This window comes from Embleya sp. NPDC050154 (assembly GCF_044460165.1).
In the GTDB taxonomy this organism is placed as follows: Bacteria; Actinomycetota; Actinomycetes; order Streptomycetales; family Streptomycetaceae; genus Embleya.
On sequence record NZ_JBITJP010000020.1, the window covers coordinates 185,658 to 209,567 of the forward strand.

Below are 23,910 nucleotides of genomic sequence, written 5' to 3' on the forward strand. Positions count from 1 at the left end.
CCGCAAGCAACCCGTTCGACTGTCACTACCGGTCAGTGGCCGGTTACCGATGGTTGACGAGGCCGGCGCGGCCGGGGTTTCATGCACCGGTGGGAGAACGTGTGCATGCCGACATATGGGGGCTCGCAGAGGCCATGGAGTTCATCGAACGAGGGCCGGAACTGGGCAGGTTACAAACCGCGTTGAAGGAGTGCGCCGCGGCGCAGGGCGGCATCGTCCTGGTCGAGGGAGCGGTCGGATGCGGCAAGAGCGAGACGCTCGCCTGGGCCGCCGAACAGGCCGCGAACGCGGGTGCGACCGTGCTGTCCGCCACCGCGCCGGCAGGCGGCGACGCTCGACCCCTGGCGCTCCTCGGCCAGTTCCGGGACGGTCCGGCCGTACCCCCGCGCCTTGCCCTCGCCCTCGAGCGGCTGGTCGACGACGGGGAAACCCCGCGTGCGGCCCGGCGATTGACCACCGCAGTACACGAGGTCGCGTCGCGCCGACCGGTGCTGGTGTGCGTCGACGACGTGCACCACGCCGATGTCGCCTCCGTGCAATGCCTGTTGCATCTGGCCCGGCACTCCGGCCGGACACGCGTGCTCGTGCTGCTCGCCCGCTCGCTCGACTTCGCCCTGCCGGACCCGCAGTCGGACACCGAGTTCCTGCGGTTGCCCGCCCTGGGCCGAATCCGGCTCGGCCCGTTGAGCCCGACCGGTGTGGCCGGCCTGCTGGCCGAGGGGTTCGATCCCCCGGGCCCGGAAAGGGCCGCGGAGTTCCACGAACTCACCGGCGGCAACCCCCTGTTGCTGCGCGCACTGCTGGCCGAGTGCCGGTCCTCGGGCGGATCCGGGGCAACTCCCGTGCCGGCGCCCGGCGGCCCGTACGGCCGAGCCGTGCTGACCTGCCTGCGTCGCGGCGGCACCGGGATGTGGCGGGTGGCCAAGGCCGCGGCCGTGCTGGACTCCGACGCGTCGGCGGAGGTACTGGGCCGGCTCGCCGGCACCACCCCGGAGGCCACCGCTCAGGCAGTGGGCGCGTTGGCCGGCGCCGGGCTGCTGACCGAGGGCCGCTTACGCCCCGCGGCCGCGAACGCGCTGTCGAACAGCCTGGATCCGGCCGAACACGGCGCGCTGCACCGCCGCGCGGCGAGCGTACTGCGGCACGAGGGCGCGGCGGCGGCCCGGATCGCGACCCATCTGCTCGCCGCCCGTGATGTGCCCGACGACGACGCGTGGGCGGTGCGCGTGCTGCGCGAGGCCGCCGAGGAGGCCCTGGGCCGGGACCGGGCCCGCCGGGCGGTCGCGTGCCTGGAACTGGCCGCCGAGCAGTGCCGCGACCCCGCCCTGCGCGCAGAGACGCACGTACGGCTCGCCGAGGTCACCTGGCGACTCAGCCCCGGTGCGGCCGAACAGCGCTGCCTGGGCGAACCGTTGACCGCGCTGGCGGTCGGCGACCTGCCGGTGTCGAGCATGACGCCGCTGGCACACCAGTTGCTCGCACACGGCCGACTCGACGCGGCCCGACAGGTCCTCGACCGGCTCAGGGAACGCACCGACCCCGGCGCGGAATGGGTCGACCACATCGACTCCGATCTGCCGCTGCCATGGGTTTCCCCCGCGCGTCCCGCCGCGCCGCCGCGCGATCACGCCGACCGTCTCGAGGCGGCCGAGCGGCGGTTGCGCGTGTCCGGGTTGACCGACGTCACCCTCTCCTCCCTCGTCGCGGCGCTGCGCCTGTTGATCGAACACGATCGCGCGGGCGTCGCGGAGGCCCACGGCCGGTCCCTGCTGACCGAGTCGCTCCGCCGAAAAGCCCCGGGCTGGCAGGCCGTGTTCGGGTCGGTATGCGCGGAGGCGGCGCTGCGTCAGGGCCGGTTGCCGGATGCCGAGACCTACGCCCTCGATGCGATGGACGCGCTGCCCGAGCGCGCCGGAAGCCTGTTCCTCGGCGGCCCGTTGGCGAGCCTGATCTGCGTGTACACCGCGATGGGCGACTACGAGGCCGCCGCGCGCCACGTGAACCAGCCGGTCGGCAAGGCCCTGTTCGCCGGCTTGCCCGGGCTCGCCTACCTGCGCGCCCGGGGCCGCTTCCTGCTGGCCACCGACCGGGTCCGGGCCGCTCTCGCCGACTTCCTCCAGGTGGCGTGGTTGGCCCACGCCTGGGACGTGGACCAACCGTTCCTGGTGCCCTGGCGCACCGATGCCGCCGAGGCCCTGCTGCGCCTCGACGAGACCGACCGTGCCCGGCAGTTGGTGGCGGAGCAACTACGCCTGTGCGGTCCCGGTGGCGGCCGGGTACGCGGCACCACGCTGCGACTGCGCGCGATGACCGTCGACGTCGCCGAGCGCCCGGCGCTGCTCGCCCAGGCGGTCGAGGCGCTGCGCCGCTCCGAGGACCCGTTGGAACTGGCCCGCACCCTGGAGGCGCTCGCCGAGTCGTACCGGGCACGGGCCGAGCCGGCCCGGGCGGCCACGCTCCAGTCCCGGGTCTGGCACCTGACCCGGGAGTGCGGCGCGCGCCCGCGCTCGCGCAACGTCTCGCACGCCTACGCCGACCTGATCGCCGGCAACGCCGGCGCCGCCGCGGCGGACCTGAGCGAGTCGGAGAAGCGCGTCGCCGCGCTGGCCGCGTCCGGGTACAGCAACCGGGGCATCGCCGAGGAGTTGTTCATCACGGTCAGCACCGTCGAGCAACACCTGACCCGGGTCTATCGCAAACTCGACATCAAGAACCGCCGGCAACTGCCCGGCCTGCTGCGGTCGAACCCGGATCGGTATCGACCCGGGCCGTGCCCGCACATCGCCACCACCACCGACCGAACCGGCTCGGATCTCGCCGGCTCAGACGCGCACCGGTAGCCCCATCGCCCGGGCGAGCAGGCCGCGACGCAGGTCGCCGCCGCCGCCGAGGCTCTCGGTCGGCGACTCGCGCAGTCCGTGTCCGAACACCCCCTCGGCCGTCGTGCCCGTGCCCAGCGCGGCGGCCGGACCGAGCAGTTCGAGCACCATCGCGCCGAAGTCCGCCGCCAGTTCACCGCCCAGCGCGCCCGCCGCCAGCGCGTGCAGGCGCGCCGCGCCGTCGTCGGCGCCCGGCGTGCACACCGCTGCCGCCGCCAACAGGCGTACCGCCTGGATCCGCACGGCCAGTTCGGTCACCGCCGCCCGGGCCGCGGACCCGCGCGCTCCCGCCGCCGAGGCCGCTCCCGGTCCCGCGCGCAGCAGCGCGAGCAGGTCGACCAGTCCGCGATGCAGCGTGGCCGCGACGTCGCCGGCCACGGCCGAGTCGGCGGCGAAAGTGTCGGTGATCACCTCCCAACCACCGTGCACGGCACCGATCCTGGCGGTGTCCGGGACCCGGACCCGGTCGAGCAGGACGTCGCTGCCCGCCTCCCCCGCCGCGGTCCGATATGCCCGCACCCGTATACCCGGCGCGTCCAGCGGCACCAGGAAGACCGTGACGGCGGCCCGCAACGCCGCGGCGCCCGGTTGCGTACGCGCCGCCAGCCACAGGTACCGGGCCCGATGCGCGTCGGCGGTCCACAGTCGGTCGCCGGTCAGCGTCCAGTCGCCGGCGTCGTCGCGCACCGCGTCGACCCGCACCGCGGCCGGGTCGAACTCCTCGCGCACGGCCCGGTAGGCCGGCGCGATCCGCAGCGCGCCCCGGCGGATCGCGGGCAGCAGCCGCGCGCGCTGTTCGGGCGTACCGTGCCGGGCTATCGGCCCACCGAACAAGGTCGCGGTGGCCAGCGCGTCGACGACCGGCAGGCGATGCCGGCAGACCTCCTGGCGCAGCGCGAACCGCTCGGCGGGGGTGCCGCCGCTGCCGCCGTGCGCCGCGGACCAGCCCAGTGCGAACCAACCGTGTTCGGCCAACTCGGCCACCGCGTCGGGGTCGTCCCCCGGGTCGCCGACGGTCGGTGGGCAGGTCTGCCGACCGACGACCACCTTGCTCAACGCCTTGCGCAGGGCGTCCCCGTCCGGGCCGAGTCGCGGTTCCGGAAGTTCGGCCCCGGTGTGCGGGTCGTCGTCGAGCAGGCGATCGGCGACCTCGCCGCCGGGCGAGCCGAATCCGCCCAGGCAGGCCAGGTCGGCATGTACCCGCCGGAACAGCCACGGTGCCTCGTGTTCGTCGCAACAATCGGCCGAGAGCGGCGGGTGGTGCACGTCCGCGCGCAGGCGCGGGGCGATCCGGCGCACGTGTGCGACGGCCAGTTCGACGGCGATCACCCAGTCGGTGCCGCCCTCGGCGTACCGGCGCACCGCGTCCGCGATCAGCAGGTCGCCCGCGTCGAGTTCGATCCGGCCGTTCACGGCCCGCTCGCGGACCGCGCCGAACGCACCCACCCGCGCGTCGAATCGGGTGCGCGCGCGTGCGTGGGCCAGTGCGGACGTCGCGGCCCGCTCGGCGGCGCCGAACGCGCGTACGGCCAGGCCCAACCGCAGCAGGGCCACGACCCGGTCGGTCCGGTCCGCCGAGATCGCGCTGTACGCGAGCGCCGGACCGAGGCGGGCCCGGGACCACCTGGGCATCGCCAGTCCCTCGACCGGTTCCGCCGCCATGATCCGATACAGCCCCACCGGGCCGCCGCCGAACGGCAGGCGCATGACGTGCGTCGCCGCGTCGCCGGCCTCGATCAGGCAGTCCGCGCCGACCTCGGCCTCGTCCGGGCCGCCGCCCGGAAGCGCGGTCGCCACCCGGATGCCTCCGTCCCCGATGGCGCCGGCCAGGCCGATGTTGGCGGCGAACAGCCGGGTCGCGACGAACGCGTCCAGCACCGGCAATGGGCAAGCGGCCCGGCCCAGTTCGCGTGTCACGGCGACCGCGGCGGCGAGCGCGTCGGTGCCGCCGAGGTCGAACCAGCCGTGCACGGCGCCCACATCCCACAGCCGGTCCAGTTCCCCGGTGGGCGCGGCGCCGGCCCGACCCCAGTGCCGGGCGACCAGGGTCGCCGCGTTCCCGGCGAATTCCGCGACCTCGTCCCCGTACGACACGTCCATGGCGCGCTCCCTTCGGCGGTGTGTCCCGGGCGCGCGTTCGGGCCCGGATCCCCTCCGGCGGCCCACGCGAACGCCTCTGATCCGACCGGGAATCGCCGCGTCGACGCTGGGCACGTCGACGCGGCGGTCAACCGGTTGGCGCGATCAGCCTATGAACACGCAACGTAGTTGGGGAACCCCTGACTGTTACCCCTATCGGGCTGGGGTCGGCGGTCGGCACGCCGAAGACGGCCTGTGCCCGGCGACATTCGTCCGTTGTCGGAATCTTCGCCGCACCCTGATCCGGCCCGGGGCCGTCGCGATCGGGTCAGGTCCCCACCGGACTCGGGCAGACCCGGTTCTCCAGGCGCCGAACCGTCGTGGTCACCGACACCGGCGTCTCGGCTCCTCCCGACATGCCGCGGCTTGCGGCCGCCGCCGCGGTACACACGAGTTGGTCCAGCGCACTGTCGGCGAGCGAGTCGGAACCGGCCAGGTCGATCCGGATCGTGCCGCTCTGCACCGTCACCCGCGCGGGTCCGGCGTTCGCCGGGATGGTCGTCGTCACCCCGTTCCCGACCTCCTGCGCCGTGGGCCCCGCCAGCAGCAGGTCCAGCGCGGCCTGCGGACCGGCACCGGCGAGCGAGGTGCGCAGCGTGGGACGCAGCCGGTGATCGGCGACCAGGTAGATGTACACACTGCCGGGATGCTCCGCGTCGGCGGGCGCGATCATGCCTGTGGCGGGCTCCCCCGCCTCCACCACGCCGGTGGTGGGAATGCCGCAGCCGACGCCGACCGCGAGGAGCAGCGCCGCGAGCAGTGGGTATCGGGCGGCCATCACGTATCCACTTCGGTTCGGGCCCGGGCGTACCGGGGCAGTTCCACGGTGAACAACGCTCCACCGTCGGGTCGGTTCGCCGCCCGGATCCGTCCGTCGTGCAGTCGCACGTTCTCCAGCGTGATCGCCATGCCCAGGCCGCTGCCGGCCGAGCGCGCGCGGGCCGAGTCGGCCTTGAAGAATCGCTCGAAGACCCGGTCCAGGATGTCGGCGGCGAGACCGGGGCCGCGGTCGGCGACCCGCAGCACGACCCACGGGCCGTCCGCCCGCCGCTCGCTGCTCAGGCTCACCTCGACCGGCGGCGCGCCGTGCCGCAGCGCGTTGCCCACCAGATTGGCCACCACCACGTCGAAGCGCCGGGGGTCGACCTCGGCCCGGATCCCGTCCGGCAGGTCGGTGACCACCGCGTCCGACCACGCCCGCGCGGCCAGGCAGCGGCGTACCGCCTCCGCCACGTCGAGTTCGTCCACGTTCAGCGCGGCGGCGCCGGCGTCGAAGCGGGAGATCTCCATCAGGTCGTCCACCAGCCGGGTGAGCTTGCCGGTCTCGGTGGAGACCAGGCGCAGCGCGGCGGCGGTGTCCGGATCCAGCTTCTCGGCGGCGGCGTCCTCGTCGAGCACGTCGATCACGGCGGCCATCGCGGCCAGCGGAGTGCGCAGTTCGTGCGAGACGTCGGCCGCGAAGCCGCGTGCTCTGGCCTCCATCGTCCGCAGCCGCGCCTCGTGTTCCTCCAGAGCCGCCGCAGTGTGGTTGAAGTCGCTCGCCAGTTCGGCGAGTTCGTCACCGCCCTTGACTTCCAACCGGGTGTCCAGGCGACCCTGCGCCAGGCGCCGGGTGGCCCGCTGGAGGGCGCGGACCGGCCGCAGTACGCCGCCGGCCACGATCAGGGCCGGGACCAGCGCGAGCAGGACCGCGGGGATCGCGCCGTTGCGCGCCGCCCGGACAAGGGCCGCCTCCTCCTGGACCTGGACGACCATCGAGGTGAATACGTAGACCTGCACTCCGGAGGCGACCCGGCCGTCGCGGTTGGCGAAGGTGATCGGTACGCCGACGGCGAGCGCGAGCATGCCGTGGTCGTCCACACGCTGGAACGCGGTCGAGACGTGGTCGGTGACGATCCTGCGCAACTCCCGCGGGATCGCGTCGGGAGTCGTCATGGAGTCGCTGGCCGCCCACAAGTCCCCGAACCTCACCAGGACGGTCCAGTGGTCGGTGTTGCCCCGGGTGTCCACCAGCGCGACGATCCGGTCGATCGCCGCCTGGTCCGGGGGGAAGGGCACGGACGGTGCGACCGCCTCGACCCGGTCGCGCACCGAGCGCACCACCGAGTCCTGGGTGCGTTGCAACATCGCGGTACGGGCTTCCCGATAGGTCAGCGCGGCCGTCGCGAGCGCGGCGAACGCGGCGACGAGCAGGCAGGCCGCAGCCAGTCGTACCCGTAGACCGCGCAGCCAGGCCAGCGGCCCGGTCACAGCGGCCCGAAGCGATAGCCGAACCCGCGTACGGTCTGGATGTAGCGGGCCGGCCGGTCCGGCTCCTCGATCTTGATCCGCAGCCGCTTGACGCACGCGTCGACCAGCCGACTGTCGCCGAGGTAGGGGTGTTCCCACACCGACTCCAACAACTGCCCACGGCTGAAGACCTGGCCGGGGGACGCCGACAGGGCGAGCAGCAGCCGCAGTTCGGAGGGGGCGAGGGCGACCGGCTGCCCGGCCTTGAGCACGGTCAGGGCGGTGCGATCCAGGGTCAGGTCCCCGTAGACCTCGCGCCGCCCGGCCGGGACGGCGGATTCGGTGCGGCGCAGGACCGCGCGGATCCGTGCCTCCAGGACCCGGGCCTGGACCGGTTTGACCACGTAGTCGTCGGCGCCGGCCTCCAGGCCGACCACGACGTCCATGTCCTCGTTGCGCGCGGTGAGCATGATCACCGGCAGGGTGCCGGCCCTGCGGATCCGACGGCACACCTCGAAGCCGTCGATACCGGGCAACATCAGGTCGAGCACCACCAGGTCGGGAGCGAATCCGGCGACTCCCGCGAGGCCGTCCTCGCCGGTGTGCCGCACCTCGGTCGTGTGGCCCTGCCGGCGCAGGCCGATGGCCAGGCCCTCAGCCACGGCGGGGTCGTCTTCGATCAGGAGCACACGAACCATTGGTTCAGTATCGATCAGGCCGACCGTGCGAACAGCCGTCGAGGAAGCGATCGGGCCGGTTGTGACAGAACGGTCTTGTTCTCGGCCGACTCCGGTCATCCCCGCTCGCCATGGTCAAAGCCATGACGAACCACTTTTCGCTCCCCGTGCGCCGTCCCCGCTCGGCTAGGCCGATCGTGCTCGCCGTCGTCGCCGCGCTGTTGGCCCTCGTGGCGGGGTGTGCCGGCGAGGCGGGCCGGACCGACCCGGCTCCCGCGGCCACCCTCTCGGGCCGGCTCGACCTCCCGCAGCCGATCAGCCCCGCATGGCCCAAGGACGGCCAGGCGGCCGTGTCGGTCGAGGGCGCCCGGGACCCGATCGTGTCCGGCGCGGCCAAGCCGACGCCGACCGCGAGCCTGGCCAAGGTGATGACCGCGTACGTGTTCCTCAAGGCCAAGCCGCTCGTGCCCGGCGCGGCGGGGCCGACGTTCACCGTCTCGGCGGAGGAGGCCCATCGCTATGCCGAGCGCCTGCGCCGCTTCGAGAGCCTGACCCCGGTGACCCCGGGCGAGGCGTTCACCCAGCGCCGGGCCCTGGAGGCACTGATGACGATATCGGCGAGCAACATCGCGCACGAGATCGCCCGCTGGGTGGACGGGAACGAGGCGGCGTTCGTGGCCCGGATGAACCGCACCGCCCGCGAATTGGGCATGCGCGACACCACCTACACCGATCCCTCCGGATTCGACCGGGCCACCGTGAGCACCGCCGCCGACCAGGTCCGACTGTTCACGGTGGCGATGCGCGACCCGGCCTTCGCCGCGGTCGCCGGCGTCCGCGACTACACCGACTCGGCGCGGATCACCAAGCCCAACAGCAACACCCTGCTCGGCCGCGAGGGCGTGCTGGCGGGCAAGACCGGTTTCACCACCCCCGCCGGCGCCAACCTGGTCTTCGCCGCCGAACGCCACGTCGACGGCAAGCCGCACCTGGTGGTCTGCGCGGTCATGGCCCAGCGCAAGGGCAGCACGGCGGCCGCCGCGATCAACGCGAGCGAGACGCTGATCCGTTCGATCGGGGCACCGTGACGGATGCGGGCGGGGTCGGCGGCGCGGGTGGCACCGGGCTGCCGCCCGCGCGTCCCGGCGTCCCTCGCGTTCCTCGGGTCGCGGGCTCCCGCTCGTCCCGCCCCGCCCGGCCCGACCTCCCGCACGTCCCGCACGTCCCGCCTCCCGGAATTCCCGTCTCCCGCTCGGTCCGCCGCGCGACGCCGGGTGGCCGCAGGGGTGGCCGACCGGGTCGCCGGCGGCCGAAATTCGATGGCCCGCCGCGCGGCCCGCTCCTACAGTGACCGGGGATCCGCGCGCAATGCTCGGTCGCAGCGGGACCGGGCCGGTGATCGGGGAGGGGACATGCGTACGCACTATCCCCGCACCCCGCATGTGCCGTGGTCGCCGGGTGCCGGCGCCGACGACGTGCGCGCCGGCGACCTGTCGGGACTGCGCGGCCTGGAGGTCGTGGTCACCGAGAAGCTCGACGGTGAGAACACCACGCTGTATCCGGACGGCCTGCACGCGCGGTCGTTGGACTCCGCGCACCACCCCTCGCGGACCTGGGTCAAGGCGCTCCAGGGCCGGATCGGCGCACGGATCCCGCCCGGGTGGCGGATCTGCGGCGAGAACATGTACGCCCGGCACTCGATCGGCTATGACGCGCTGGCGAGTTGGTTCTACGGTTTCTCGGTGTGGGCCGGTGATCGTTGCCTGGACTGGGACGAGAGTGCGCGTTTCCTGCGTCGACTGGGCGTGCCGACGCCGCCGGTGTTGTGGCGCGGGGTGTTCGACGAGCGGGAGTTGCGCGCGATCCGGCTCGATCCCGCACGCCGGGAGGGCTTCGTGGTCCGGTCGGTCGAGGGCTTCGAGCGCGCGGATTTCGGCCGACGGGTGGCCAAATGGGTGCGGCGCGGACACGTGCAGACCGATACGCACTGGATGCACGCCGAGGTGGTGCCGAACGGTCTCGGGCCGAACGCGGCACTGTGGGCCGTGCGTTCGGGCGCGAAGCCGGACCTGCCGGCCCTGCTCGCGTTGCTGAACCCGACGGATTCACCGGCCGCCGAAGGCGAGACGGTCGCCGGAGCCGACGCGATTTCCGGTGCCGAGACGGTTGCCGTTGTCGAGACGGTTGCCGTTGTCGAGACGGTCGCGGACGCGTGCGCGCGGCTGGACGTACTGGGTCGCACCGGCGACGCGCGGCTGGCCGGGGTGCTGGCCGCCGCGCTGCATGCCGAACGGCGGGCGACGCTGACGCCCCGACTCGTCCCGGCGCTCGGGTTGCCCACCGCGCGCCGTGTCGCGGACCTGGTCGGGTTGCAGGCACACCTGCGCCGGCCCTTCCCGGATGACGAACGCCCACGCGGCCTGGCCCGGTTGGCGGTCGCCGCGGATGTGGGCGTGCTGCACGCGGTGGCCGCCGCGACGCTGACCGGGCGCACCGGTGCGCAGGCCGACGCGGAGCGCGAACAGGTGGAGTGGTCGGCGCTGTTCGCGGCGGACGCGGGCCTGCTGGAGGAGGCCCCGCTCGCGGCTCTGCGCGCCCGGGCCGCGGACGCGTTCGCGGGCCTGGACTCGGAAGTGGCCGACCGCTGCTGGGCGGAGTTGCGCGCGGGCCACGCCAAGGGGTGGTCGATGCCGCCCGAGGCCACCCGCCGGTGGTGGAGCGGCGACTTTCCCCGGTTGATCCAGACGATCGGCCGCTCGGGCAGCGGCAAGAGCACCTTCGCCCGCGAACTTCCCGGCGTCGACACGCTGATCAGCCTGGACGAACTGCGTGCGGCGCGCGGCTCCCGGACCGACCAGAGCGCCAACGGCGAGGTGCTGGGCCGGGGGTTGGACCGGCTCGACGCGGCGCTGGCCGCCGGCGGGACGGTGGTGTGGGATGCCACCTCACTCACCGGCAGCCAGCGCATGCCGGTACAGGCCATCGCACACCGCCGCGACGCGCTGATCACGCACGCCGTACTGCTGGTCGGCGAGGACGAGTTGGTCCGGCGCAACGCCGCGCGCGAACACGCGGTCCCACCCGCCGTACTCGCCGCGCAGGCACGGCGCTTCGCGCCGCCGTATCCCGGACAGGCGCACCGTACCTGGTACATCGGCGCGGGCGGCGGCCTCGACGACGTCGCCGGCTCGCTGGACGCGGAGGACGCGTGATGCGCACGAGCGAGGAGATCTACCACCGAGTGCGCTGGGATCCCCGGTTCGATCCCGCCCGCTTCGTCCTCGAGGTCAGCCGACGCGGCGCGGACCCCAAGCGCATCCCGTTGCCCGCGTTCGTCCCGGGTGGCGAGATCCCGTGGCATCGGGTGCTGCGGATCGAGGCGGACGGCGAGGTGGTGTGGGATCGGGCCGCGCGCGTGGACCGGATCGAGCACTGTGTCGCCGGTCGGGCCCGGGATCCGCGCCGACTGCGGGCGCCGTTCTTCACCGCGCGCGAACCGCACACCTTCGACCCGTCGACGGGCCGCTGGCGACCCGCGACCGCAAGCGGCGCGGACCCGATCGGCCTCCCGGACACCGCGCGGATCCGCGTGCTGACCTGGAACACGCTGTGGGATCGCTACGACGCCGATCGTATCGACACCGCACGCCGGCGGCCGATGTTGCTCGCCGCGCTCGCCGCCGCCGACGCCGACGTGATCGCGCTCCAGGAGGTCGAGCCCGAACTGGCCCTGCTGTTGGCGGCCCAACCGTGGGTGCGCGCCGCGTACACGATGGACACCGATCCCGCCGGCCGCGATGTACCGGCCACCGGGCTGTTGTTGCTGAGCCGGCTGCCGGTGCGCGAGGCCGGTCGGCACGCGTTGGGGCCGTACAAGGCGGTGGCCGCGATCACCGTGGCCGGGCCGGCCGAGCCGCTCGTGCTCGCCGTCACGCACCTCACCAGTGACCACACGCAGGACGGCGCCGGGCGCCGCCGGATCGAATTGGCCGCGCTCGCCGCCGGGTTCGCGGGCATCCCGGGCGACCTGGTGGTGGTCGGCGACTTCAACGACGGCACCACGGGGCCGGCCGCCGCGCTGGGGTTGACGGACGTATGGACGGACGTACACGGCGCCGACGACCACACGCCGACGTTCGACCCGGGTGTCAACCCGCTCGCGGCGATCGGCTCGCTCACCGGCCGCGCCGCCCGGCTGGACCGGATCCTGTCGCGCACCGGCTCCTGGCGGGCGGGTACGGCGGTACTGCGCGGGGACACGCCCGGGCCCGACGGCCTGTACGCGTCCGACCACTTCGGGGTGCAGGCGGATCTGCTCCCCGCCGCGAATCCGCCCGCCGGCGATGTCCTGGACGTCGCGCCTAGCGCGCGCACCGCGCTGGCCTGGCTGCCGCCCGGGCGTCTTTGGCCCGCGCTGCAACGGGCCCGCCGCGCGCACGATCCCCAGGTGGACCGCTGGCCGCCGCACGTCAACGTGCTGTTCGGCTTCGTGCCGGAAGCCGACTTCGACCGGGCCGCGCCGCTGCTGGCCGCGGCCGCCGCGCGAGTGACACCGTTCACCGCCGAACTCGACGGCGTACACACCTTCGGCCATCGCGAGGACGCCACCGTCTGGCTCGACCCGGCAGCCGCCGACGAACTCCCGTGGGCCCGGATGCGGGAGGCCTTCGCGGCCCACTTCCCCCGCTGCCTCGGCCGGACGAGCGGCTACACCCCGCACCTGACCCTGGGCCGCAGCACCGATGCACAGCGCGTCGCCGCCGCGTGCGCACGCGAACTGGAGCCGATGACGGCTCGTGTCGGGGAACTGGTCCTGCTCTCCCGCCGAGGCGACGAACCGATGCGCCCGCGAGCCGTCCTCACGCTGGGCACGGGCGCACTGCGCGAGCTGCCCGATCCGGATCCGGTAGCAGGTACCGACGCGACCGGGAGCCGCGAAGGTTCCGTCGCCGGGGGTCGGGCACGCAAACCCTCGGATCGGGTCCGGGAGCCGGTCGGCGCCGAACGGGAAGGAACGGCACGGGCACCCCTCGCCACCGACCCGGGCAACGACACCCGGGAGCACCGCGCCGCCGATCCCGAAGGCGATGCCCACCTCCGGCCCCGCTCCGACCGCCCGGGGGACACTCGGGCGCCCCGCGCCGACGACCCGGACGGCGATGCCCGAACCCGGCGGATCGCCAGGCGTGTTTCCGCGGCGTTGGGCGAGGGCGTCGTGTCGGTGGTCGGCTCGCGTCGGATGGGCTGCGCGTCGCCCGACGCCGACCTCGATCTGGTGGCAGCCCTGCCCGGCACCGTCGACCCCGCCGACATCGCGGCGCGGATCGCGGCAGCGCTGCCCGAGGCCGGCGGCATCCGGCCGGTGCTCGGCGCGCGGGTACCGGGGCTTCGGTTGCGCGTCGACGACTCGCCCGTCGATCTGGCCCTGATCGGCACCGGGCGGATCGCCCCCGCCGACGCGGTGGCCCGGCGCGCCGAACTGGGCGAGCCGGCCGCGGTGACCCTGAGCGCGATCACCGACGCGGACGCGATCCGGGGCGCGGTCGGCGCGGACCACGAGCGCTTCGCCGACCTGGCCCGACGGATCAAGGCGTGGGCGCGAGCGCGCGGCCTAGACGCGGCCCCGTTCGGCGGACTCCCGGGCCTGGCTTGGTCGGTACTCGCGGCCCGGACCACGCGCGAGGCCGCGCACGTGGCCGACGAGGACCTGCCGGCGTACTTCTTCGCCGGCTGGGCCGCGTGGGACTGGCGCGTACCGGTGGCCCTGGACGACGACACGGCCCGCGCGGGCACGGTCACCGGCGGGCCGGTGTCGATCCTGACGCCGACCCACCCGGTGCGCTCGTGTACCGAGCAGGTCGGCCACGGCGGGCGCGATCTGCTGGTCGACGAGCTGTACCGCGCGTGGGAGTTGCTCACGCCGGGCGAGGCTTCCGAACGGGACGATCGCGACCCGTGGGCCGCCCTGATCGAGCCGCCGCCCCTGCACCGCCGGCACGCCGCATGGGCGGTGCTGACCGTACTGCCCGCCTCCGCCGAGGAGTGCGCGGCCACCACCGGACGGTTGCGCGGTCGCATCCGCGGCCTGCTCACCACCTTGCAGGAAGCCGGTGTCCAGGACGCGCACGCGTGGCCCCGCCCGTTCGTGTCCGACTCGCGCACCCGCTACGCGATCGGCCTGGGTGCCGACCCGCCGAGCGCCACCGACCTCGCCGAGCTCACCGAGCGATGGCGCAGGGGCCTGCCCGGCGTCGAAACGACCTGGGCCGACGGCGGCTCCGTACCGACTCTGCGCTGATCACCCGACCGCGCCTTGGACGACCGTGCGCCCAACCCCACTCGGCAGAGCGCCGCCGATCCCCCGACCGTGCGTCGGACCCCACCCGGCAATGCCCGGCGATCGGTGTACGTCGCCGGCCGTGGGACGCGCGCCCGCTCCAGGGAACCGGCGCGGCTTGCGCACCGCGCGCACGAGCCGCGCGGATGGGCGCGCGATCAGGCCGGCCTGGTCGCCGATCGAGGCAAAGCGCCGGTCGCCCCCGCCGACGGTGTTGTCAGGACGCGGAACCAGGCGTAGAAGAAGGGGCATGCGGCCCCGCCGGGGTCGGGTGTGACGCGCGAACACGGCCGCGCCGTGCGCCTCGCAGGCGCGGTGGCCACTCTGCACGTTCCCTCGAGGAGAGCCTCGCATGTCGGCAGAACCCCAGCACCGATGTCCCGTACTCGATCCCACCGCCCGCGACGCACACGCCGAGGCCGCCGCGCTACGCGCCCGGGGTCCGGCCGTCCTGGTCGAACTCCCGGGCGGGGTGCGGGCCTGGTCGATCACCCGGCACGAGGTGATCCAGGCGCTGACCACCGACCCCCGGGTCTCCCGCGACTTCCGTCGGCACTGGCCCGGTCTGGCCGAACTGCCCGACGGCTGGCCGATGGCGCCGGTCGCGCTCCAACAGGGTTTCGTGAACACGTATGGCGAGGAGCATCGCCGATTGCGCGCACGGGTCGCGCCCTCGTTCGCCCCGCGCCGGGTGGAGCGGCTGCGCCCGCGGATCCAGGCCACGGCGGATCGCCTGGTCGATGTGCTGGCGGCGGTGCCGCCCGGCGAGAGCGTCGACGTACGGCAGATGTTGTCGTTGCCGCTGACGATGACCGTCATCTGCGACCTGCTCGGCGTGCCCGAGGCACTGCGGCCGGGGTTGGGCCGGGCCATCGACGCGGTAATGGACACCACGATCGACGCCGCGGAGGCGATCGCTCGGCGGATCGAACTCCAGTGCCGGCTGGTCGAGTTGCTGGAGCACAAGCGGGCGAACCCGGGCGCCGACCTGACCAGTGACCTGCTCACCGCGGCCGCGAGCGTCGGGACGACGCCCTCGGAACAGGAATTCCTCGACTCGCTCTTCCTGATGCTCGGCGCCGGCTACGAGACCTCGGTGAACCTGATCACCAACGTCCTGGCCGAACTGCTCGCCCACCCGGATCAGTTCGACCGACTCCGCGCGAACGCCATCGACTGGGCGGACGTCATCGAGGAGACGCTGCGGGTCGAAGGCCCGGTCATGCATCTCCCGTTGCGCTACGCGATCGAGGACATCGACCTCGGGGAGGGTGTCGTCATCGGTCGGGGCGATCCGATCATCATCGCCTTCGCCGCCGCCGGCCGCGATCCCGCGCGACACCCGGAGGCCCCCGAGGCGTTCGACGCCACCCGCGCCGACAAGAGCCACCTGGCCTTCGGGTACGGCCCGCACTTCTGCCTCGGCGCGCACCTGGCCAGGTTGGAGACCCGGATAGCGGTGACCACCCTGTTCGACCGTTTCCCCGACCTCGCGCTCGCGCACCCCGAACAACCGCCGACGCCCATCCCGTCGTTGATGGTCAACGGCCCGAGCCGGCTGGACATCGTCCCCACACCACCGGCCCACGCCCGACCCGAGACCCCGGCCGGTGCCCGACCCGAAACCCCGGGTCGGCGCCCGCCCGCCGTACCCGCTGTCCCCGGCTTCGGGGAGAGGTGAACCGGCGCGGGTCACCTGTCCATCTCCCGAACGTGTCCTCCCGGGCCTCGCCGCCCTCGCCCTCCGAGGTCGCGTACCGAACCACCGACATCAGCCCGGGGCCACCCCATCGGGGCGACTCGATCCCGCGCGGTTCCTGCGTGCGGTGACCAACGCGAAGGAGAGGAACTCCCCACCGTCCGTGGTGAGCATGTCGATGACGGCCCGGTTCGCGCTTGGTCCGTCCGGCTGATGCTCGGCCCCTGCCCGAGCCCACAACAGCCAGTCCCGCCAGGCGTCCTGCTGCAACCGCGCGGACGTGACCTCGACCAGTTCGGTGATCTCCCAGTGGAAGCGCCACCACTGCGCCGTGTGCCAGGCGATCGCTTCCCAGCCGACCACCTGCTTGATGTGCGGCGGGATCGCCCCGATCTCCCGGACTTCCCGGGTCATCGCGGGAGTCGCCATGCCCAGTTGTCCGCCCGGACGGAGAAACCCGACCAGATAGGGCAGATAGTTGTCCGCCGTGCCGAAATACTCGAACGCGTCGACGCTCACGACGGCGTCGAAGCTCTCCTGCTCGAACGGCAAGGCGTGCGCCTCGGCGCGAACGGCCTCCACCCGGTCGCCGACACCCGCGTCCGCGAAAACGGCCGCCGCGTCCTCGGGGGCGATCCACAAGTCGGCAGCGACGACTTGCACGCCGTACTCGCGAGCCAGGAACACCGACGTGGCACCCTTGCCGGAGCCGAGGTCGAGAACCCGCATCCCGGGGCGCAGGTCGAGGTCCCGGGCGAGGTCCTCCAGCAACCACAACGGGTTCGGCCCCATGTCGAGGTCGAGCAGCCAGGCGGGGTCATAGCGGGAGGAGCGCGGATAGCGGTCCGGACGCACAAGATCATTCAGGGCACTCACGAGCACGAACCCAACCCGATCATCCGCCCGAGCGCAACCCGAATTCGCCGCCTCGCCCGGCTGTCACCGGAGTCACCGGAGCCGCCGTCGTCCGGTGGTCGACCGCGATCAGCGGATCACCGGTGAGCGGGTGGTCGAGGATCACCGCACGGATGCCGAACACCTCGGCGAGCAGTTCCGGAGTGAGCACCTCGCGCGGCGACCCGGACGCGCGCAACCGGCCCCGGTGCAGTACGTGCAGCCGATCGCACACCGAGGCCGCCGCGTTGAGGTCGTGCAGCGCGATCAGCGTCGTACGATCCTGGGCGCGCAACAGCGCCAGGAGTTCGACCTGATGCCGCACATCGAGGTGATTGGTCGGCTCGTCCAGCACCAGCACGTCCGGTTCCTGAGCCAACGCCCTGGCCAGCAGGACGCGTTGGCGTTCACCGCCGGACAGGGTCGAAAAGCGCCGGCCCTGATGTGCCTCGACTCCGGCCTGGACCAGCGCGATCAGCACCGCCGCCCGATCCGCGGCGCTGTCCCCGGCGAACGCCTTCTGGTAGGGGGTCCGCCCCATCGCGACCACCTCGCGCACGGTGAAATCGAAGTCGTTCTCCCGCTCCTGCGGCAGCGCCGCGACATGTCGGGCCGCCGCCGCCGGGGTCATCGCACGCAGGTCCCGATCGCCGAGCAGGACCCGGCCGGCCTGCGGCTTCAGGTGTCGGTAGATCGTGCGCAGCAGGGTGGACTTGCCGCTGCCGTTGGGGCCGACCAGGCCGGTGATCTCACCACCCGCCGCGATCAGCCCGACCCCGGTCAGGATGTCCCGGCCGGAGAGGGCGACGCGCAGATCGTGCACGGTGATTCGCGTCTGCTCGGCGCCCACGCCGCGCACCTCCTCGCCCGGCCCGCCATCCGCGCGATCGCCCACGCCGCCGCCCGTCATCGTGTCTCCAGCCGTCGATCGAGCAGGAGCAGCAGGACCGGGGCGCCGAGAACAGCGGTGACCACGCCGATCGGCAACTCCTGCGTACTCACCGCCGTCCGGGCCACGGTGTCCACCGCGACCAACAGCACCGCGCCGAACAACGCCGACACCGGCAGCAGTCGGCGGTGGTCACCGCCGATCAGCAGCCGGCAGACATGCGGAACCATCAGTCCGACGAAGCCGATCGCCCCCGACACGGCGACCAGGACACCGGTCAACACGCTGGTCACCGCGAACAGTTCGCGCCGCAGTCGGGCCACGTCCACGCCCAGCCCGGCGGCCGTCTCGTCGCCCATCAGCAACGCGTTGAGCGCCCGGGCCCGGGCCTGCAACCCGATCAGCCCTGCGGCCACGGCCGCGGCAGGCAGGGCCAGTTGCTCCCATTGCGCGCCGCTGAGGCTGCCCATCAGCCAGAACAGCACGCCGCGCGTCTGCTGTTCGTCACCCGCCTGAAGTACCAGGAAGCTGGTGAATCCGGACAGGAACTGGCCCACCCCGATCCCGGCCAGGACCAGGCGCAGCGGGGAGAACCCGCCACCTCGTCGGGCCAGGGCCCACACCAGGGCGAACGCCGCCAACGCACCGGCGAACGCCGAGGCGGAGAGGCCGAGTCCGAGCAGGCCACCGGTGCTCGCGCCGAGCACGATCACCGCGATGGCGCCGAGCGAGGCGCCGGAGGAAATGCCGAGCAGGTACGGGTCGGCGAGCGGATTGCGCACCAGCGCCTGTACGGCGGTGCCCACCAGGCCCAGCCCGGCGCCGACCACCGCCGCCAACAGGGCACGCGGCAGCCGGAGTTGCCAGACGATCAGGTCGCGCGTACCGGCCTCGGGCGGCTCTCCGGTCAGCCGGCGCCCGACCACCGACCACACCTCACCGATCGGGATGTCCACCGAACCCAACGACACCGCCGAGGTCAACGCGACGACCAGGAGCACGGCCAGGACGGCGACCACCCACGCGGTGCGCGCCGGGCGGGCCCGCTCCTCGTCGGCCGGCGGCGGCGCCGCCCGGTCCCGACGGCGGGTCCTGCGCTCGGATACCGACAACACCGGGCCTACCCCGCGGCCGGTGCGGGCCGGACCAGGTCCGGGTGGATCGTGCTCGCGATCCGCCGCACCGTCTCGGCGTTGCGGACCCCGGCGATCGTGGTGCTCTCCGAGCCGATCCGGACGAACCTGCCGTCCCGGACCGCGTTCAGGCCCTTGGTCGCGTCGAAAGTGCGCAGGAATCGCTCGGCGTCGTCGAACGCCTTGGCGTTGGCCTCGGCGCTGCCCTTGTTCCGGACGCCGAGCTGGATCCAGTCCGGGTTCTTGGCGACCACGTCCTCCCACGCGACGGGCTTGAAGTCGCCGGCGCAATCGGCGAACACGTTGCGCGCCCCGGCCTGGGTGATCACCGCGTTGGCGACCTGCTTGCCGCATACGGCGATCGGCTGCTTGGTACCGGCGTCGAAGTCGAAGAAGAAGTAGCTCGGCCGCCGATCCTGCGGCAGGCCGGCGAGTGCGGTGCGCACCGTGCCCACGGTCTGTTCCATGCCCGCGACGAGTTCGTCGGCCCGGGCGGACGTCCCGGTCACCGCCCCGAGTTCCTTGATGTCCGCCTCGACCGCGCTCAGGTCCTGCTGCGGGCCGGGACGCTTGGTCGCGCACGCGGTGGACTTGAGATAGATGTGCTTGATGCCGGCGGCGGCGAACTCCTTGGCCGAGGGCCCCGACCCCATCGCTCCCATGCCGCCCATGTCGGCGAAGGTGTCGATGTACGTGTCGGCGCCCGAGCCGAGCAGTTGCTCCTTGGGGATCACCATGTCGCCGAGCACCCGGACCTTGTCGGCCTGCGCCGCGAACTGCGCCGGCATCGTGCCCTTGCCCGGCGGGAAGCCGGTGCCGACCACCCGGTCCCCGGCGCCGAGCCAGAACAACATCTCCAGGCTGGAGGCGTTGCTCGTGACCACCTTCTTCGGCGCCTCGGTGAACGTCGTCTCGGCACCGGCGCAGTCCGTCACCTTCACCGGGAAGCCCGACGCCCCGCCTCCGCCCGCTCCCGTCGCGGACGCGGTCGGGCCCGAAGCGGCGGTGTTCGTGTCCTTCGAGTCACCCCCACACGCCGTCGCGAACAAAACCACCACGGCGGCCATGCCACACACCTTGCTGCCCCGCACAGTTTCGCTCCCCGGAAGTGCCGACGGTCGGCCCGCGAACGCGAACCCGGACACTCAGTCGGCCGAGACCCCGGGTAAGTTCCCACCGAGGTCGGGTTCCCGCCTCTCCCGCGGACCGAGCCCACCGAGCCCACCGGCCCCCACCCGGAACGCCCGTGCCGGACTCCGCGGATGAACACCGGAACGGGTACGGTCCGCATCCGGTGTCCGGGGAGCGTCCGGGGAGGTCAGCCGGCCGCGCGATCGGTCACCGGGCGTCGGCGCAGGGCGGTGCGGGCCAGCGCCGGGTGGGTCCACGCGCCGTCCGGGTGATACGTGTTCGTGCCCGGCGCGACGATCGTGTCGATGCGGTCCAGCGCCGCGTCGTCCAGGGTGAGCGTCGCCCCCTCGACCAACGCGTCGAGCTGCGCCATGGTGCGCGGCCCGATGATGACCGAGGTGACCGCCGGGTGCGCCGTCGGGAAGGCCACCGCGAGTTCGGGCAGCGTGCAGCCGATCTCCTCGGCCAGTTCGACCAGTTGCTCGACGATGTCGAGCTTGGCGGCATTCACCGGCAGGCTCGGGTCGAAGCGTCCGGGGTTGAGGCCGGCCCGACCGGAGGTCAGATCGATCGGGCCGCCCTTGCGGTACTTGCCGGTGAGGAAGCCGGACGCCAGCGGGCCCCAGGTCAGCACGCCCATGCCGAGGCGCTCGCACACCGGCAGCAGCGATGCCTCGATGCCCCGGGCCAGGATCGAGTAGGGCGGCTGTTCGGTCCGGAACCGCTGCAATCCGCGCCGCTCGGCCACGTGGTGGGCCTCGACCACGTCCTCGGCCGGGAAGGTCGAACAGCCGAACGTGCGGATCTTGCCCTGCCGCACCAGGTCGGTCAGGACGGAGAGGGTCTCCTCGATGTCGGTCGAGTCGTCCGGGCGATGGACCTGGTACAGGTCGATCCAATCGGTCCGCAACCGCCGCAGGCTGTCCTCCACCGCCGTGGTGATCCAGCGCCGCGAGTTGCCGCCCCGGTTGACCCCCTCCCCCATCGCGAAGTGCACCTTGGTCGCCAGGACCACGTCGTCACGCCGACCGCGCAGCGCCTTGCCGACGATCTCCTCGGATTCACCGGCCGAGTACATGTCGGCCGTGTCGACGAAATTGATCCCGTGATCCAGCGCGGCGTTCACGATCCTGGCGCAGTCGTCGTGGTCGGGATTGCCGACCGCGCCGAACATCATCGTGCCCAGGGCCTGCACGCTCACCTGGATGCCGGTGCGGCCGAGGGTGCGGTAGCGCATGTTCGTGCTCCTCTTGTTTCGGTGTTCCTGCCGGCGCCGATGCTCGAACCGGCGTGTTCCACCGGCCTCGTGGTGCGGGCGTGTGCGTGTGGGCGCTCGCGTCCGGGCATGGCCCTGCGAACGTGTTCGACGATGGTCCGCGGGCCGGCCGGTCGCGTGCGACACGACCCCGGCAGCCCGACGGGAAGTGCTCCCGCCCCCGATCCCGGCGGCGTTCCCGACCGGAAATCTACGAGCTGGACCCGACTCCAGGTCAAGTCCCATCCTTGGACCCGTGACAGACACCCACAAGGACCTGACCATCGGCCAGGTCGCGACCCGTACCGGCCTGAGCATCGACACACTGCGCTTCTACGAACGCGAAGGCATCCTGGCCAACCCGGTCCGTCGCGACCCCGGCGGCCGACGCCTGTACGCCGAGCACGACATCGCCTGGCTCAACATGTGCGTGATCCTGCGCGGCTCCGGCATGCCCATCCCCGCCATCCGCCATTACACCGAACTGGCCCGCACCGGCGATGGCACCGAACGCGAGCGCCTGGCCATCCTGCGCGAACACCAGTCCCGCATCCACGCCCAGATCGCCCAGCTCCACAAGTGCCTCGACCTGATCGGTTACAAAGTGGGCGTCTACGAGGACTACCTCGCCGAGACGGAACCCGAATCCGAACCCCACCGAGGATCCGAACCCGAACCCAAACCCGAACCCGAATCGAACCCGGACCCGGATCCGGCACCCGCGCAGCGAGAAATACCGACTCCGTAGCGCGCCGACCCACCCGCTCCCCCGTCGGCCCGCCCCGACCCCGACGACATCCCCACCAGCGACCGAGCGCGGCTGCTATTCTTAGAGTGATCAATCGGTTATCGAATCGGAAGGCAGCCCCGTGCCCCGCACCGTGGACGCCGCACGAACTGCCCGGCGGCGTGAGGCCATCACGCTCGCCGCCGCGCGGCTGTTCGCCGAGCAGGGGTTCGAGCCGACGACCGTCGCCGACATCGCCGGGGCAGCCGGCATCAGCACGGCCGGCGTCTTCTATTACTTCCCGGACAAGCGGGCGGTGTTCCGCGCGATCTTCGAACGCGATCTGCCGCTGTCCCGCGACCTGGTGACCCGTTTCGCCGACGCCGAACACCCCGTCGAGGCGATCGTCGAACTCACCACCGCTCTCGCCGCCGACGCCCGGGACCCGAGCGCGGTCGGGCTGCTCGTGGAACTGCTGCGCCAGGTCGACCGCGATCCCGAACTGGTCGACGTGGTCACCCGCACCGCCCGAATCGTCCGGGACGGTCTGGCCCACCTGATCGAGCGCGGCATCGCCGACGGCACGATCGACGCGACGCTCGACCCGATCGAGGCGGCCGAATGGCTCCAGACCGTCGTGGACGCCGTGTACCTGAACGCCGAACCGTCCCGCGACGCCACGCCCGCGTTGCGCCGCACCGTCGCGCGGTACCTGGCACCCGCCCCGAGCGAGAAACGGGACGAGGCACCCGACCGAACGCCGAACGCGAACCCGGACCACAGACCGAAAGCGACACCGGACGAGCCATGGGGGCACGATGGGCAGCGCAGCGACGGATAAGCAGACCGTCACGGTCCGGATGCCACCGGTGTGGCTCTGGGTGATCGGAATCGGCGCCACCCTGCTCGGCCTCGGCACCGGCTTCGCGGTCGGGCCGCTCGTCGACTGGCTGATCGACCGGGTCGGCTCGGCACCCGGCCCGCTTCGACTCGCCGCACGACTGCCCACAGTCTGGGCGGTACCGATCGCGACCGTGCTCGGCGCGATGACCGGCGCGTGGCTGATCACCGAGGCCCTCCGGGAAAGCCCCGTGGTGACCGTGGCCGCCGACCACGTCGCGATCCACCGGGACGGCTCCGGCCTGCACGTACGCCGGGACCGGATCGACGCCGTCTTCACCGACGGCCGAGACCTGGTCGCCCTGGACGGGGCCGAGTCCGAACTCGCCCGGGTCCGTGCGACCGACCTGCCGACGCAACGACTGCGCGAGGCCTTCGCCGGATTCGACTACCCGTGGCGCGGTACGACCGACCCGCGCGAGACGGAATTCGGCGCGTGGGTCGACGGCACCCCCGACCTCGACCCGGCCGCGCACACCCTGCTGCGCACGCGCAAGCGGGCACTGGCCGACAAGCGGACCGGCGCGGCCGAGGAGGCCCTGGACGGGCTGCGCGAACTGGGCGTCACCGTCCGGGACCGCCACGGAGCCCAGCAGTACCGCCGGCAACCACCCGGGCACGGCGACGACACCGACTGACCCGACCCGGGAGCCTGTCCGCGGATCTCGGCGGCTCGACCGAAGGCACGCCCAAAAGGCCCGCCCACAGGTCCTGTCCGCCGGACAGGGCCTAGCTGCAATACCAGTGACTTTGGTGGGGTTCGGTCGTTGGGTGGGTTGTGCCAAGGCCTGGGCAGGTGAAGTCGTCGACGGGTGAGCGGTTCTCGGATCGGATCGCGTTGGGGGTCTTGACGCGTGCGTTTCCGCCGGAGTTGGTCGACGAGGTGGTCGCGGGGTGTGGGCGGGTCGAGCAGCGTCGTCGGTTGTTGCCGGCGCGGGTGGTCGTGTATTTCGTCCTGGCGATGTGTCTGTTCTCGGGGCAGGGCTACGAGGAGGTCGCGCGTCTGCTCACGCAGGGTCTG

18 protein-coding genes are annotated in these 23,910 nt (G+C 73.0%); 9 read left to right on the forward strand and 9 right to left on the reverse strand.

Annotated features, from left to right (window positions below):
* Positions 1-101: 101 nt before the first annotated feature.
* Positions 102-2,840 carry an AAA family ATPase gene (locus ACIBSV_RS34945; RefSeq protein WP_395870290.1) on the forward strand — a complete coding sequence of 913 codons (2,739 nt, stop codon included), beginning with the start codon at positions 102-104 and terminating at the stop codon, positions 2,838-2,840.
* Here the strand turns inward: ACIBSV_RS34945 and ACIBSV_RS34950 are convergent.
* The 4 genes from ACIBSV_RS34950 to ACIBSV_RS34965 all read right to left on the reverse strand — a co-directional run bounded on the left by ACIBSV_RS34950 (position 2,823) and on the right by ACIBSV_RS34965 (position 7,945).
* On the reverse strand, positions 2,823-4,979 hold the full coding sequence (locus tag ACIBSV_RS34950) for an acyl-CoA dehydrogenase family protein (RefSeq protein WP_395870292.1): 2,157 nt from the start codon (positions 4,977-4,979) through the stop codon (positions 2,823-2,825). The genes ACIBSV_RS34945 and ACIBSV_RS34950 overlap by 18 nt on opposite strands.
* Before the next feature lie 307 nt (positions 4,980-5,286).
* Positions 5,287-5,796: a GerMN domain-containing protein gene (locus ACIBSV_RS34955; protein WP_395870294.1), complete on the reverse strand. Its 510-nt coding sequence runs from the start codon at positions 5,794-5,796 to the stop codon at positions 5,287-5,289.
* Positions 5,796-7,268: an ATP-binding protein gene (locus ACIBSV_RS34960; RefSeq protein ID WP_395870296.1), complete on the reverse strand. Its 1,473-nt coding sequence runs from the start codon at positions 7,266-7,268 to the stop codon at positions 5,796-5,798. Before ACIBSV_RS34960 ends, ACIBSV_RS34955 begins: the two co-directional genes overlap by 1 nt.
* The gene (locus tag ACIBSV_RS34965; RefSeq protein ID WP_395870298.1) at positions 7,265-7,945 is read right to left on the reverse strand and encodes a response regulator; all 681 of its coding nucleotides are present in this window, start codon (positions 7,943-7,945) and stop codon (positions 7,265-7,267) included. Before ACIBSV_RS34965 ends, ACIBSV_RS34960 begins: the two co-directional genes overlap by 4 nt.
* Before the next feature lie 122 nt (positions 7,946-8,067).
* On the opposite strand from ACIBSV_RS34965, the gene ACIBSV_RS34970 reads away from it, so the two are divergent.
* The 4 genes from ACIBSV_RS34970 (at position 8,068) to ACIBSV_RS34985 (ending at position 15,942) form a co-directional block, all read left to right on the forward strand.
* Positions 8,068-9,012, forward strand: coding sequence for a D-alanyl-D-alanine carboxypeptidase family protein (locus tag ACIBSV_RS34970; protein WP_395870300.1), 945 nt, complete (start codon positions 8,068-8,070; stop codon positions 9,010-9,012).
* Between the two features lie 324 nt (positions 9,013-9,336).
* Positions 9,337-11,136, forward strand: a complete 1,800-nt coding sequence (locus tag ACIBSV_RS34975; RefSeq protein WP_395870302.1) for an RNA ligase family protein — start codon at positions 9,337-9,339, stop codon at positions 11,134-11,136.
* Positions 11,136-14,222: a poly(A) polymerase gene (locus ACIBSV_RS34980; protein ID WP_395870304.1), complete on the forward strand. Its 3,087-nt coding sequence runs from the start codon at positions 11,136-11,138 to the stop codon at positions 14,220-14,222. The genes ACIBSV_RS34975 and ACIBSV_RS34980 overlap by 1 nt, the downstream gene beginning before the upstream one ends.
* Positions 14,223-14,613: 391 nt before the next feature.
* The gene (locus ACIBSV_RS34985; RefSeq protein ID WP_395870305.1) at positions 14,614-15,942 is read left to right on the forward strand and encodes a cytochrome P450; all 1,329 of its coding nucleotides are present in this window, start codon (positions 14,614-14,616) and stop codon (positions 15,940-15,942) included.
* A 90-nt stretch (positions 15,943-16,032) separates the two neighbouring features.
* Here the strand turns inward: ACIBSV_RS34985 and ACIBSV_RS34990 are convergent, their stop codons facing one another.
* The 5 genes from ACIBSV_RS34990 to ACIBSV_RS35010 form a co-directional block, all read right to left on the reverse strand.
* Complete coding sequence (locus tag ACIBSV_RS34990; protein WP_395870307.1) at positions 16,033-16,836, reverse strand: SAM-dependent methyltransferase; 804 nt, start codon at positions 16,834-16,836, stop codon at positions 16,033-16,035.
* 19 nt (positions 16,837-16,855) lie between these two features.
* Positions 16,856-17,764 (reverse strand): ABC transporter ATP-binding protein, encoded by a 909-nt coding sequence (locus ACIBSV_RS34995; RefSeq protein WP_395870309.1) that lies wholly within the window; start codon positions 17,762-17,764, stop codon positions 16,856-16,858.
* Entirely contained in the window at positions 17,761-18,762 is a 1,002-nt protein-coding gene (locus ACIBSV_RS35000) for a FecCD family ABC transporter permease (protein ID WP_395870338.1), read from the reverse strand. The genes ACIBSV_RS34995 and ACIBSV_RS35000 overlap by 4 nt, the downstream gene beginning before the upstream one ends.
* A gap of 101 nt (positions 18,763-18,863) precedes the next feature.
* Complete coding sequence (locus ACIBSV_RS35005; RefSeq protein WP_395870311.1) at positions 18,864-19,943, reverse strand: ABC transporter substrate-binding protein; 1,080 nt, start codon at positions 19,941-19,943, stop codon at positions 18,864-18,866.
* Between the two features lie 251 nt (positions 19,944-20,194).
* Positions 20,195-21,244: an aldo/keto reductase gene (locus tag ACIBSV_RS35010; protein WP_395870313.1), complete on the reverse strand. Its 1,050-nt coding sequence runs from the start codon at positions 21,242-21,244 to the stop codon at positions 20,195-20,197.
* A gap of 274 nt (positions 21,245-21,518) precedes the next feature.
* Between ACIBSV_RS35010 and ACIBSV_RS35015 the strand changes: the two genes are divergently transcribed.
* The 4 genes from ACIBSV_RS35015 to ACIBSV_RS35030 all read left to right on the forward strand — a co-directional run.
* Entirely contained in the window at positions 21,519-22,010 is a 492-nt protein-coding gene (locus ACIBSV_RS35015) for a MerR family transcriptional regulator (RefSeq protein WP_395870315.1), read from the forward strand.
* A gap of 121 nt (positions 22,011-22,131) precedes the next feature.
* Positions 22,132-22,830, forward strand: coding sequence for a TetR/AcrR family transcriptional regulator (locus tag ACIBSV_RS35020; RefSeq protein WP_395870317.1), 699 nt, complete (start codon positions 22,132-22,134; stop codon positions 22,828-22,830).
* Positions 22,808-23,527, forward strand: a complete 720-nt coding sequence (locus tag ACIBSV_RS35025; protein WP_395870319.1) for a hypothetical protein — start codon at positions 22,808-22,810, stop codon at positions 23,525-23,527. Before ACIBSV_RS35020 ends, ACIBSV_RS35025 begins: the two co-directional genes overlap by 23 nt.
* A 140-nt stretch (positions 23,528-23,667) precedes the next feature.
* Positions 23,668-23,910, forward strand: a 243-nt coding sequence (locus ACIBSV_RS35030; protein ID WP_395870320.1) for a transposase domain-containing protein, incomplete at its 3' end; no start/stop codon positions are given.